The sequence below is a fragment of the Xanthomarina sp. F2636L genome (assembly GCF_026410195.1).
Taxonomy (GTDB): Bacteria; Bacteroidota; Bacteroidia; order Flavobacteriales; family Flavobacteriaceae; genus Xanthomarina.
In genome coordinates this window covers 153,160-167,423 of sequence record NZ_JAPMLM010000054.1, presented here as the reverse complement: position 1 = coordinate 167,423, position 14,264 = coordinate 153,160, and the positions used below count along the sequence as shown (strand labels likewise).

The window sequence follows — 14,264 nt, the reverse complement described above, 5'->3', positions numbered from 1 at the left end:
CCTGAATAATAGTTCTGTGTACCAGCACCATTCCATAAATTAATATTTAACCAGGTTTCATGATAATTATCTATTACGATAGGATCATCATTTTCAGCAAAAATTAATTCACCAGACGTTGGAAGTACTCCAGGTTCTATTTCATTAATAATATCGAAATTAATAAGTGTTATGGCTTCTCCTGCTGCATGAGTAAAATTATTAGGAACAACATCTGAACGTATCAATAAAAGTAAATCTGTAATCCCTCCATCGAAAGATGCTTCCTGATTTACCTGCCATTCAAAAAATTGTAAATTTGAATCTGCTGTTTCAAAATTATCAATGGATAATTCTGATGGTAAATAAACAGACGCTCCTAAATCGGCTGTGGCTGCTGGCGTAACCTGTTCAAAATCTGGAGTTGCAACTAAAGCTATTTGGTAATTACCTGTATTTGCATTTACTCCTAAAAAATTCAAACTATATTCATAACCTTGACTAAATACAGCCATTGATATGAGTAGTGCGAATAGAGTTGTTATAGTTTTTTTCATTGTGATATGTTTTTAATTGTTTGGAATCTGACTTAATATAAAAAACAGGTTATTCAAAACGGTATTATCCGGATGTGATAGAATGATATCCTTTATAAGATTAGAGTCATTTCCAGACCCTTGAAAACGAATTCTTCCATCCATATCAACATCAGCATTATCATAACCAAAATAAAAGAACAGGTTATTATTTGATGTATTATTAAGATGTGTCAATACCAGGTCTTTAATAACATTCGTGTCATTTTCGGAGCCTTGAAAACGGGTCCGGCCATCCCCATTTACATTACCAGCCCATAGTGCTGCATTTCCAGAATCGAGAGTCACTTGTGCATGACTACCATAGGCAGCAATGCTTCCATCTGTAAAATCATAAACCTCTGGAACAAAATTTAAAATACTAGAATCGTTGGACATAATTCCTAAATGATTTCTGTGATGGAATGACACATAATAAACTTTAGCCCATTGGGTGAAAGCTACCCCTGAAACACCATCGACATCTACCACATCACCATCACGCTGTAATAGGGCTGAACGAGATTCTAAAATAACCTCCATATTAGAAGCATCTCTTAAGGATACTTCAACCCAATCTACAATGGCATTATCTCCTGTAACATTAAATACAGACACATCACAGGTTAAACCATCTGAATATGGACTGGTTGTTGGGAGGTGTCCTAAAGACCTTAAATCATCCCTCATTAAATGCTCTTCTCCTGAAACAGGGTTAAGCATAGCTCCCTGTAAAAACACTTTTGGTTGTAATTTCGCATAACAATCTGTGTCGCTAAATTGAGATTGTACATCTATAGCTGTCCAGTTGGTTGCTGCCACTGTAGCATCGTCAACCAACACACAATATAGACCAGGATTCCCTGAGGCATCAAAGTTTGTAAAATTGATATTATTACCATTCTTTACATTAAGCACCTCAAGCTGGTTGTTAGAACAATCTAAAGAGGTAAGGGTTTCTATAATACTGACATCTAAACTAGTCAAGTTATTATTACTACAATTTAAAACTTGAAGGGCAGTAAAATTCCTTCTTTCAACCGTTTTAAACTCTCCTGATCTGGTTAAGATTAAAGCATCACTATCTATAAGTCCACTTAAATCTGTAATGCTATTTCCTTGAAGGTTTATTTCAGTCACACTAGTAAACGCTTCTAATCCTGTAATGTCTTCAATACTTTGATTACTAAAATCTAAAGTGCCTGTATAACTCGACGCCTCTTCGTAAGTAATCACCCCATCATTATCTCCATCAATAATAGTGATATAATCTGACATGGCATCAGAGAAATTCTCATCTGGCGTATAGACAGTCCATACGCCATTACAATCTTCACTAAAAGAAGCAGTAACATCTACATCTGTCCAATTAGCTGTAGAATAAGCTACATCATCAACAGAAATACACACTAAACTTGGATTATTTGTTAAAAAGATGTCTGTAACATTGGTATTGTTTCCATTACTCAGATCTAACCTATAAAGATTAGGCATATCGTTAGCATATAACCTAGTAATCGCGTTATTAGATAAATCTAAACTTTCTATAGGTGTATTATACGCTCCTAAATTAAAAAGTAATGGATTATTAGATAAATCTATATTCGTTAAGTTTGGATTATCTGCTACCCAAAGTTGTTTAAGGTTAATATTGTTACTTAAATCTAATGAGCTAATTAAAGTGCCTTCTGTGGTTAGAATAGGTAATTGAGGAAGCATGGTAATGTCTAAACTTGTTATTGGATTAAAACCAACTGCCAAATTTAAAAGACTCGTATTCTGACTCACATCAACTGAAGTCAATAAATTATTTTCTAAATATAATAATATTAACGCTGTATTATTTGTAACATCAATAGTAGAAATTTGATTATTTTCTATTTGAAGTCGTTCTAGAGCTACGTTTTGAGTAACATCTAAAGTGGTAATTGCATTATCATTAGCTACTAATCGTATAAGATTTGAATTATTTGATATATCTAATCCCGTTAACTGATTATTTGCAAGATACAGATACTCCAATGCAGTATTTTGAGAAACATCTATAGTATTAATACTATTATCACTAGCATATAAACTAACAAGGTTAGTAAAGCCTTCGATTCCTGTTAAATCGGTGATTGCTGCATTTACATTTGGAAGATTCTCATTATTTATTGGATCAATAACATTAAGTAGAGTAACACCTAATGCATTGGTTTCTAAAATGTTGCCATTTAAGCCATTGGTATCAAAGCCTAAATCGATTAAGGCTTGCTCAAAATTAGCATCTGGAATGGCAATGGTTGTGGTATTACTACAGTCTGTGCTAAAACTAGCAGTTGGATCTACATGAGTCCAGTTTAAGGCACTATAAGCAGAGTTATCCACTTGAATGCAAGTTAAATTTGGCGTATTAGTCGCAATTAATTGATTAACGTTGATAGTTTCGTTAGTACCATTTTGTATATTTAAAAATGAAATATTGGTGTTATCTACCCAACAACCTCTTAAATCTGGATTATTACTCAAGTCAACAGTTCCAGTAAAGTTGTTATAAGAACCTGAACCATTAGCATCTCCTATCGAGAAATAATATAAATCTGGCCAGCTTGCAAATATATCTGGTACATCTCCTGACAATTGATTTCCATTGACCCAAAAAGAAAACATGGTTGTTATATTAGAAAAAGACGTAGGGATATTACCTGTAAGCTGGTTATCTTCTAAACTAAAAATAATTAACGATGTACAATTCCCTAACTCAGAAGGAATAGTCCCAGATAAATTATTATTCCATAAAGTTAATTCGGTTAAACCGGTACAATTTCCTAATTCAACAGGAATATTGCCTGTTAATTGATTAAAACTAAGGTTTATTTTTTCAAGTGCATCTAAATCTCCTATTTGGGTTGGCAACGTACCAACTAGATTATTAGAGCTTAAAATTATTTCTATAACACGGTTATCGGATACTGTTACACCATGCCATTGGTAAACTGGGGCTGCTGTATTCCAATTGGTGTTAGTAGTCCAGCTTGGGCCGTTAGTTGCATTATATAAAGCCACAAGAGCTGCTCTATCTGAAGCCAATAATTCGCGATAAATATGAACCGTTTCTCTCTCAATCTCTAAGCTTGTAACAATTGAACTTGAGGCTTTACAGGTATAATTTCCTGCATCTCCTTCTTGGGCATTTGTGATGGTATAGGTTAAACCCGTTTCTCCAACAATTGGCTCATTGTTTTTATACCATTGGTAAGTAACTCCAGTTCCATTAATTACTGGCATGTTCATGGCATAGGTTTGTCCTACTACTAAATCAACGTCACTTTCCAATTCCACTTTATTCATAACTGTACAATAAAAATTAGCAACATTACTGTTGTATGAAGCGAACTCATTTTCAAAATCTGCAAATTGAAAATCGTTGAGATTGATATTAAAAAAACTTAAATTGGTCAACCCTGTTAAATCTGGAATGCTTCCAGATAAATTATTTCTGGAAAGTTGTAAATATTCTAAGTGGGTTAAATTTTGTAATTCCACTGGTAAGGTACCAACTAAGTTTCCTCTATTTTTATCGATTCTTGTTACATGTCCATTTACAACCGTTATTCCAGCCCAAGTGGACACGGGTTCTGCTGTATTCCAGTTAGTATTATCGGTCCAATTTGGTCCATCTGCACTGTTATATAAAGCTATTAAAGCTTCTCTTTCTAGTAGTTGTTCATTAAGTAGGTTATTACAATTATTACTAAAAATAACTCCAGCATCCGTATTAAATATAGCATGAGTAGCCGTATCCGTTTCATCATCTACAGTTATGCAAGATAAATTTGGTAAATTCTCCATAACTGAATACACAGTATTATGATTATTACCATTTTTAATTGACAAATCTGATAATGGGTTGTTAGATAAACCATAAACATTTAATGCAGTATTTAAATCTAAATTTAAACTAGTTATATTATTATCTGTACACCAAATAGCTTCTAACAGCAAATTATTACTGACATCTAAACTCGTTAAATTATTTAGTGCACAACCTAATACTCGTAAGGCTGTATTTTGACTAACATCTAGGCTGGAAAATTGATTAGATTCGCATTCTAATTCTTCTAAAGCCAAGTTTTGTGTAATATCGATGCTTGTCAATTGATTTCGCTGACAAAATAAAACCTCTAGATTAGCGAAGCCTTCAATACCTTCTAAACTGGATATGTTGCTATCATTAACATTTAATGATGTGACAGCAAGCGCATCAGTTTCTAAAATATTGCCATTTAATCCATTGGTATCAATACCTAGATCTATCAAGGCTTGCTCGAAATTGGTATCTGGAATGGATACTGTTTGAGCCATTGTGTTATTTACTGAAGGAATAAGAAAAATAAGTAATAGCGTGTACTTTAGTAGAAAGTTATTCATCTTGATAGTGTTTTTTAGTGAGTTCGATACCAAATTCTTGATATGTATGTGAGAGTTTTATATTCTGTCTATAACAAAAAGTGCTTACGCTATTAAGCATAAGCACTTACTTATAGTAATTCTCCCTAAGAACTAATTAATAGCTCTGTAAATCTATTTGCTTTAGAGACACGAAACAATACCAAATAGTTGGTATTTTTTTAGTCTTTAAATTTTAATACCTTACAAAGCTAGATTAGCAAACTAATGTTGCCCATGAAAGCATATTTTAATAAAAAGATTTTATTTATATTTTGCTTACTGTCTGTGCAATTTGCTTTTAGTCAAAAATTCATACTTCAAGACACTATTCACGGTAATTATATTGGCCAAAAACAAGGGCTGCTTCAATTAAATGTAAAAAGTATTACTCTAGATGACATGGATTATCTATGGGCTGGAACAGAAGATGGACTACATAAATACAATGGGTATGATTTTAAATATTATTTAAATAACCCAGAAGATTCTACTAGTATAGAAGACGATCATATCAGAGATCTTTATTTTGTAAGAGACACCCTATGGTTTGCAACTAATTCTAAAGGTATTAATGGCTACATTCCCTCTAAAAATAGATTCTTCAAACTTATAAAAGACCCTAGGTTGAACCACCTAAATACGGCTTACAATATTTTTGAGCTTTCAAATAAATATGTTTTATTCGCTGTAAAAAACCATGCTATAATCTTTAATAGACATACTAAATCCATTAAGAGAATAGCATTACCTAATTCGCAATTAGAAACCTATATTACAGATGCATTGAGTCTTAATGATAATACCTTCTGGCTTGGAACTTCTACTTCAGGGATTTTAAAATTAGATCTAGAAACATTAGAAATTAGCAATGAAAAATTACTAACTGATAATAATGACATTATTTTTTTAAGTCATCAAAATCAGATCTATATCGGCACCAAACAAGGGTTACTGATTTATAACACACATACCAAAAAATTTACAGAAACACCTTTAAAAGTAAGTGTTAATTGCTTTTATAAATTAAATAACAATACCTTTTATATTGGTTCAGAAATCGGTCTCTATATTTTTAATTATAAAAAAAATACAATGACTCCAATTGTCATAAAAACACAAAATAATGATGTGCTTAAGACCATAGAGATAAACAAAATTATTGCGGATAATAAAGGGAATGTATGGATAGCAACCGATGGGAATGGTCTCATACACTACAATACCTATCAAAAAAAATTCGAAACCCTGAAAATTGCTTTAAGCGAGTATCCTAATCTTGACAATGCAAATCCGTTTCAGTTTTTAAAAGGAAAAGATTCTACGCTTTGGATTGGCAGCAAATATGGTTTGGTAAAATATTCCTATCTAACAAATAAATTTCATTTGTATAAAACAACAAAAGACCAGTTAATATATACCATTACTAAAGATGAAAATAATACGGTATGGACGGGTGGCTTTACCACTGGCTTATTAAAATATGATATAGACCAAGATCAATTTCTAAAAATATCTGGCCTTCCTGATGATGATGTTATAGATATTATTCCAATCGATAAAAACACGCTTTGGGTGAGCACATGGTCTGGAGGGATTCATGAGTACAACATCTTAGAAGACACATTTAAAGAAAAACTAATTGAAGACAAACGTCTTAATCGGGCAAGAACGTCCCTTGTTGATAATCAAGGGAATATTTGGCTTGGAACAGATGAAGGTGTTTATAAAATAGCTGAGGATAAATCGGTTACTCGGTATCATGAAAATGATCAAACTAACAGAGAAATTACCAGCAATAGAATTTTTAGCATCAAAGAGGATAATGATAATAACATTTGGATTGGAACCAGTACTGGCCTTACCAAACTGGATGTTAACACAAACACAACTACATTATACAGAAAGCAAAAAGGCTTACCAAACGACTTTATTTACACCATCCTAATTAACAATCAAGACATTTGGGTGAGTACAAATTACGGACTCTCTGTTTTAAATACTATCACTAATTCATTTACAAATTATACAGCCAGTGATGGATTGCAAAATAATGAGTTTAATGGTAAAGCGGCTTTAAAAGATGACTTCGGCAATTTTTATTTTGGAGGGATTTCTGGGATAAATGTTTTTAATCCTAATAAAATAAAGCAAAACCCTTTTGTTCCAAAAACCTATATAGAATCAGTAGATTTATTCAATACACCCATTCTAAAAAACGAAATCTTTAAAGACACCCTCAAGTTCGAAAGTCATGAAAATGTTATCACTTTTAATTATGCAGCACTAAATTACTTAAATTCAGAAAAATGTAATTACACCTATAAAATGGAAGGCTTTGATCTTGATTGGAGACCAATAACTAAAAACAGAAGTACGACTTACACAAACCTAGATCCCGGAACCTATACTTTTAAAGTAAAAGCTAGTAATGATGCTGGAGTATGGAACGAAAGTCCAGTCAAGCTAACACTAATAATTATCCCCCCATGGTATAAAACTTGGGTTTTTAGGATTATTGTTATTCTTATACTATTATTAAGTGTTCCTTTATTATATAAGTATAAAACAGAAAAGTTAAAAAGCAATAATCTAAAACTTGAACGCCTTGTTTACGAAAGAACACAAGAAATAAGTCAAAAAAACAAAGATTTAGAAACTGCTTATAATCAAGCCGATGAACAACGAAAAAACATTAAGTTTTTAATGCGTGAATTAACGCATCGGGTTAAAAACAATCTTCAAATAATTTCAAGCTTATTAAATATTCAAGCAAACTCTATCGACAATGACCTAGCAATAAACGCGTTGAAAGTTTCTAAAAATAGAATCTTAACCATTTCACAAATAGAGAATAAAATTGCCAATGAGAAGGAAAAAATAGATTTAAATACGTTTATTAGAGATATAAGTAATAGTGTTATTTCAGCTTTATCTGATGATGAAAATCTAAAATTTAAAGTCGTTTATAATCTACAGAAAATAGCTATTAAGAATGTCGACACAACACTAGTTGGATTAATTTTAAATGAACTCATTACAAATACAACAAAATATGCTTTCGATGATTTTAATCCAGAAAACAGATTACATATTAGCTGCAGTAAGAAAGATAAAATAATAGAATTAGTAATAAAAGACAATGGCAAGGGTTATGATAAAACCAAAATTAAACATAAAAAATCTCTTGGTTTAGAACTTGTTAGCGAAATGGTCGATCAATTAAAGGGCACAATATTTATTAATTCAAATAATGGTACCGAAATTATTTTAAATATTCCAATTTAACTTATACCTTAGAAGCATATATTTATACCCAAACTTAAATGTTAAATATACTTCTTATTGAAGATGAATTTATTATTGCCAAAGATATTAAGACCTTACTTGGCAAAAACAATTATGCTGAAGTAGATATTGCAAAAAACTATCAAACAGCATTAACTTATTACCTCCAGAATAATTATCATTTAATTATTTCAGATATTAATTTAAACAGCCATAAAGATGGTATAGATATTATAGAAGAGTTTTCTAAAATAAAAAAAACACCTGTTGTTTATTTAACTGCATACTCTGATAAGGATATTATAAAAAGAGCTGAAAAGACAATGCCATTTGCCTTTATTTTAAAACCCTATAATAATAATCAATTAATTGCTACTATTAATCTCGCCCTTTTAAATTTTAAAAAAGACATTAATAACATTAATAAAAGTGAGGAAAATACAGTTAAATTAAACTTACTAACTTCTAGAGAAAAAGAAATTTTAATCGTCTTATCAAGCGGAAAACTAAGTAAAGAGATTGCAGAATTATTAAACATATCTACCAATACTGTTGAGCAGCATAAAAAAAATATCAGAAAAAAACTCAATCTTAAAACTGTAGGAGAACTAATTAATTTTACACTCTCTACCAGACTGTTTGAACTGCGTTAAATTTAATCTACATACGACTTATTTAAATAAACTCAATTACTATAGCTTAGACAATTATTACTTTTTTATTTTAAATAAGTAATTTTTGAATGTCTATATTAGAAAAACAAATCCTTTTTTAATCATTAAAATTGAATGTACTGATATAAACAGGAACACCTCTAAAGGCATATCCTTATACTTATAAAAATAAAAGCCCCATCTTTTGATGGAGCTTTTTAATATTAATAAGTTGTTAAACACTACTTAATCACTAGTTTTTTAATAGCTCTTGAGTTTTTACCATGCAATTCTAAAACATAAATACCAGCACTCAGGTCCAGATACATGTCATTGGTGCCACTTTGAAGGCTTTTCTCTAAGACTAATTTTCCATCCATACTATAAACATTCATTTTCTGAAACGAAGTGTTATTAGTCAATTTCACTTGTCCGTTAGTAGGGTTTGGATAAATTGCTACTTCATTCAAACGCTGCTCTTCAACACTTAAAAATCCGCAATTAACAGGATCAAAAGTGACTAAACCTAAACTTGAAATGTCGTTTTGATGCACAATCACGCCTTCAGCATCTGCAAGCGTATTAGGCAAGTTGGTTTCATCCCAGCAATTATTCATCGCCATTAAATCGTTTCCTGTATTATTGTAAAGTGCATAAGTAACTCCTCCGTTTCCATTTTCAGAAAATACATTTTCCCCAATGTTCCCAGCACCATCACCCAAGTTGATAGAGGCTTGTCCAATAACGGTAATCCCCCACAGATTACGACGGATTTGATTCCCACTTGCAATCACTTCCATGCCTGCAGAAGAGGTGTTTAATGACATTCCACTGCCACCCAAATTTGGGTTTCCTTGTGTATCATTATCTTCTATGATGTTATTTCTAATATAAGCAAAAGAGTTATTCCCTACGACTGTAAGGCCATAGCGGTTGTCTCTAATAATGTTATCATCAATAATAGCATTGACGTTACCTCCTACTAAATTCGCCACGGCAATACCCCCTACCATATCTAAAGCACGATCTCCTATAATGGTATTCTGAATTATTTGAATCGGTTCTGCAACCATCGTTGTACCCATGTTTATTTGAGGTCGGTTGGAATTGGCTTGATTATTCCCTTCCATATAATTGTTATAGATATATGGAGACACCCCACTATTAGCACCAGAACTAACGGCTGGCGTCTGATTAAACGTAAAAGTATTGTTGGTAATCTGAGCCATACCTCGGGAAAGCGATATAACTCCCCCTGTTGAAACTCCCGACACATTATTACTTAAAGTACTATTATTAATGGTGAAGGTTTCTGTTAACACTCGCAAACCACCACCATACTCTATGGTTGCATTTTGAATGTTGATATCTGAAAACTCTTCAAAACGAAAACCATCATAAGGTGCAGCTGGATCGATAGCCGTAATAATTACATTATTTGCATCCACATGAAAGCTTCCAAAAATAGTGATGCGTATATCTGCTCCAATTTCCAATGTGACATCTGATTGTATTTGAAAGATATCTGTTTCTGAAATAGTCAAATCGTCTACTAGAGTATAGGTCGTTCCCGATACTGAAATAGTTGTAGGACTGGCTGCAACTAAATCATCCAAAGAATATGTCATCCCGGTATCTGGCGTAGTATAACCCTGAGCCGAAACCGTTGCAACAACACAAATAGTTGCTATAAAGTTGAGTAATAGTTGTTTCATAATATTTTAGTTTTTATTTGGTCAAAATTACGGATTATTGAGGATTCAGAGAATAAAAAAAGGATTAAACTGACTCTTAGTCATTATTTATTTTATCCTTGTTTACATATCCAAATATAATATGAAACAAAAATTACCGTCTATTTTATCTGTCTTATAAAAAAATAATTAATGAAGCAACCAGCATCTAAAAACAAACGTTCTCCTTTGGAAGAATAAAGACACTTCCTTTTAATTTCCTTATCTTGCTCTCTTGTTTAAATACGTCCTATTTTTTAAAACATTAAAAACCTATAATTATGATTTCTAAAAGCATAAAAACAACTGTTTTATGTAGTCTGGTTTTATTTGCAAGCTGTAAAGAAGACCCTAAAACCCCTGAAAAAACAATGAAGGAAAACATATTAACTCAAGAGTGGACCGGTCCTTATGAAGGCGTTCCTGCTTTCGATAAGATGACTGTAGATGCCATAAAATCTGCTGTAGAAGAAGGCATGACAGAACAACTTGCTGAAATTGAAACTATTGCAAATAATCCAGATGCTCCAACCTTCGAAAACACTTTGGTGGCTATGGAACGTGCTGGAAAAACACTCGATCGCGTATTTACTTATTATGGTATCATGTCCAGTAATAAGTCTTCACCAGAATTTAGAGCGGTGCAATCAGAACTGGCTCCTAAACTTTCAGATTTCAGGTCTAAGATCTCTCAGAATGAGAAATTATTCCAACGCATAAAAACCGTTTACGAAGCATCTCAGGAAAATCCTTTAGAGCCACAAGCGCAACGTGTGGTAGATTTAACCTATAAGCAATTTGAAATGAATGGCGCAAATTTAGATGCCGAAAAGAAAAAACGCTATGCCGAAATTAACAAAGAGCTTTCGACGCTTTATACCGATTTTGCTAATAATGTATTGCACGACGAAGAGAACTATATCACCTATTTAAACAAAGAACAATTAGGTGGTCTATCTGATAGCTTTATTAAATCGGCTGCTAAAATGGCCACAGACAAAGGACAAGACGGAAAATATGCCATTACCAATACACGCTCTTCTATGGATCCGTTTTTAACCTATTCTACAGAACGTGAATTGCGTAAGCAAGTTTGGGAAAACTACTATTCCAGAGGAGATAATAACGACGAGTATGATAATAAAAAAATTATTGCAGAAATATTAAAACTACGTAAAGAACGGGTGGGATTAATGGGCTACAATAATTATGCAGAATGGCGCTTGCAAGACCGTATGGCAAAAACTCCAGAGAACGCTATGGATTTAATGATGGCTGTTTGGCCAGCTGCAACAGCACGTGTTAAAGAAGAAGTAGCCGATATGCAAACAGTAGCTAACGAACTTGGCGATAAGATAACGATTGAACCTTGGGATTACAGATATTATGCAGAGAAAGTGCGCAAAAAAACCTACGATTTAGATAGCGACGAAGTCAAACAGTACTTACAATTAGACAAACTAACTGAGGCGATGTTTTTTACGGCTGGCGAATTGTTTAATTATAAATTCACACCAGTGGCAGAAGGCTCTGTTCCCGTGTTTCACGAAGATGTAAAAGTGTGGGAAGTTACAGATAAAGACTCCGGAAAACATATTGGTTTATGGTATTTAGATCCGTTTTCTCGTGTAGGAAAACGCTCTGGAGCTTGGGCAACTACCTATAGAAGTTATTCTTCTTTTGAAGGAGAAACCAATGTTCTGGCTTCTAACAATTCTAACTTTGTAAAACCAGCTCCCGGAGAAGCGGTCTTAGTATCCTGGGATGATGCCACAACCTTCTTTCATGAGTTTGGACATGCGCTGCATTTCTTTTCTTCCAATGTAAAATACCCATCTCTAAATGGTGGCGTTAGAGACTATACCGAGTTCCAATCGCAGTTATTAGAACGCTGGTTATCTACAGATCAGGTTATCAATAAATACTTAGTTCACTACAAAACGGGAGAACCTATTCCTGCAGAATTAGTTAAGAAGATTAAGAAGGCTTCTACCTTTAATCAAGGTTTTGGAACCACAGAATATTTAGCTTCTGCTTTAATAGATATGAAATTACATTTAGCAGATCCAACAGACATAGACATTGCTGCTTTTGAACGTGAAACGCTTGACGAATTAGGCATGCCTAAAGAATTACCAATGCGTCATAGAACGCCTCAATTTGGACATGTGTTTTCTGGCGAAGGTTATGCCACAGCTTATTATGGTTATATGTGGGCCGATGTATTGACCGCAGATGCTTCTGAAGCTTTTAGAGATGCTCCAAATGGCTTTTACGATAAAGAGATGGCAGATAAATTAGTTAAATATTTATTTGCGCCAAGAAATGCTATGGATCCAGCCGATGCGTATAGACAGTTTAGAGGTCGCGATGCAGAAATTGATGCCTTAATGAGGGACAGAGGATTTCCTGTGACCAAAAAATAATAACAGAAGTCCAATAAGTCTTTATTTCTAGTATTTAGAAAGTATATTCACATTAAAAAAGTCCATTAAACACGAGTTGTCTAATGGACTTTTTCTATGGTAAATATTAAAGAATCTACTACAAAGAATAAATTAACCGATATTAATCTACACGTGGAATTACCAAAAATGGCACTATGGAATGATAGCCCATTTTTTTGATAACAGGCTCTTTAATTAAATTTTCAACAAAACTATGCTCGTAATTAATCATCGTAAGGATATTGATATTATTTTCCTTAATAAATCTGGTAATAGCTCGTTCCTTTTTCTTTTTATCCGTTACCCAATTAAAATGATGCTCATAGCCTTCTAAATAGCTATCCAACATTTCCATATTAGCATTCTGTGTATCACTGAGCTCTTCTTTTTTATTAATATGAAGGATTTCAATTTTAGATGTATGTAAGTCTGCTAATTGTTTTATGGACTTTAATTCTTCCCCGTAAAACCTATTGAAATCGGTAGGAAAGACTAAACTAGTAGGAGTTTCATACCTTGCTTTACTTGGAACTAATAACACCGGACGTTGTCTCATTTTATTAATAACAGCTACGGTATTACTTCCGAAAAGAAATTCTTGGGTTCCAGTAGCTCCTTTGGTACCCATAACAACTAGGTCTATTTGTTTCTTTTTAATCGCAATTTGTATAGAATCCATTAAGGACCCAATACAAAATAGTGTTTCAAATGTATGGTCCCTATCTTGACTCTCCTTTTTAGCCAAATCTTTAAGCGACATTAATTTTTCTTTCGCTTCATCTCTCAGAGGTTGTAAATAACTTTCAGGAACATGTGTTCTAGCACCTGTGTTTAAAAACGTCCATGCATGTGAAAAATAAAATGTACAGGACTCATTGGCATATAAATTTATAGCGTATTGGGCTGCACGCCATGCATTGTCTGAAAAATCGGTGGGTAATAAAATGTGATGTCTCATCATATTGTTCATTTATTATTCAAATGTAAAACTAAACCTTTAACTCTCAAAATACCATGACATATATCAGCCTAAAACCTGTAAATATGTCGAAACTGAATATAGAATATAATAGAAGCCGTTTATATGAAATATGCTTCCTGCAAACATTCAAATTAGTTTAAAGAATAGTATTTATTGTAGGAACAAATCTCAACCTG

General features: G+C 32.9%; 7 protein-coding genes. 3 read left to right on the top strand and 4 right to left on the bottom strand.

Annotation, left to right across the window (positions count from 1 at the left end; all coding sequences use genetic code 11):
* Together OS191_RS01020 and OS191_RS01015 are read right to left on the bottom strand one after the other, a co-directional pair.
* On the bottom strand, window positions 1-536 hold a 536-nt coding region (locus OS191_RS01020), incomplete at its 3' end, for a hypothetical protein (RefSeq protein ID WP_267153850.1).
* A 12-nt stretch (window positions 537-548) separates the two neighbouring features.
* The gene (locus OS191_RS01015) at window positions 549-4,967 is read right to left on the bottom strand and encodes an immunoglobulin domain-containing protein (protein WP_267153849.1); all 4,419 of its coding nucleotides are present in this window, start codon (window positions 4,965-4,967) and stop codon (window positions 549-551) included.
* A 255-nt stretch (window positions 4,968-5,222) separates the two neighbouring features.
* Between OS191_RS01015 and OS191_RS01010 the strand changes: the two genes are divergently transcribed.
* Together OS191_RS01010 and OS191_RS01005 are read left to right on the top strand one after the other, a co-directional pair.
* Window positions 5,223-8,273 carry a ligand-binding sensor domain-containing protein gene (locus OS191_RS01010; RefSeq protein ID WP_267153848.1) on the top strand — a complete coding sequence of 1,017 codons (3,051 nt, stop codon included), beginning with the start codon at window positions 5,223-5,225 and terminating at the stop codon, window positions 8,271-8,273.
* Between the two features lie 38 nt (window positions 8,274-8,311).
* Window positions 8,312-8,926: a response regulator gene (locus tag OS191_RS01005; protein ID WP_267153847.1), complete on the top strand. Its 615-nt coding sequence runs from the start codon at window positions 8,312-8,314 to the stop codon at window positions 8,924-8,926.
* Between the two features lie 242 nt (window positions 8,927-9,168).
* On the opposite strand, the gene OS191_RS01000 is transcribed toward OS191_RS01005, so the two are convergent.
* The gene (locus tag OS191_RS01000) at window positions 9,169-10,641 is read right to left on the bottom strand and encodes a T9SS type A sorting domain-containing protein (protein ID WP_267153846.1); all 1,473 of its coding nucleotides are present in this window, start codon (window positions 10,639-10,641) and stop codon (window positions 9,169-9,171) included.
* Between the two features lie 299 nt (window positions 10,642-10,940).
* On the opposite strand from OS191_RS01000, the gene OS191_RS00995 reads away from it, so the two are divergent.
* Window positions 10,941-13,085: a M3 family metallopeptidase gene (locus OS191_RS00995; protein WP_267153845.1), complete on the top strand. Its 2,145-nt coding sequence runs from the start codon at window positions 10,941-10,943 to the stop codon at window positions 13,083-13,085.
* Window positions 13,086-13,227: 142 nt separating this feature from the next.
* Here the strand turns inward: OS191_RS00995 and OS191_RS00990 are convergent, their stop codons facing one another.
* Window positions 13,228-14,064 carry a universal stress protein gene (locus OS191_RS00990; RefSeq protein WP_267153844.1) on the bottom strand — a complete coding sequence of 279 codons (837 nt, stop codon included), beginning with the start codon at window positions 14,062-14,064 and terminating at the stop codon, window positions 13,228-13,230.
* Window positions 14,065-14,264 lie beyond the last annotated feature (200 nt).

Bases quoted from the DNA above. Each gene is read 5' to 3' on its own strand.
- OS191_RS01015 (WP_267153849.1), bottom strand. From the start codon at position 4,967: ATGAATAACTTTCTACTAAAGTACACGCTATTACTTATTTTTCTTATT.
- OS191_RS01010 (WP_267153848.1), top strand. From the start codon at position 5,223: ATGAAAGCATATTTTAATAAAAAGATTTTATTTATATTTTGCTTACTG.
- OS191_RS01005 (WP_267153847.1), top strand. From the start codon at position 8,312: ATGTTAAATATACTTCTTATTGAAGATGAATTTATTATTGCCAAAGAT.
- OS191_RS01000 (WP_267153846.1), bottom strand. From the start codon at position 10,641: ATGAAACAACTATTACTCAACTTTATAGCAACTATTTGTGTTGTTGCA.
- OS191_RS00995 (WP_267153845.1), top strand. From the start codon at position 10,941: ATGATTTCTAAAAGCATAAAAACAACTGTTTTATGTAGTCTGGTTTTA.
- OS191_RS00990 (WP_267153844.1), bottom strand. From the start codon at position 14,064: ATGAGACATCACATTTTATTACCCACCGATTTTTCAGACAATGCATGG.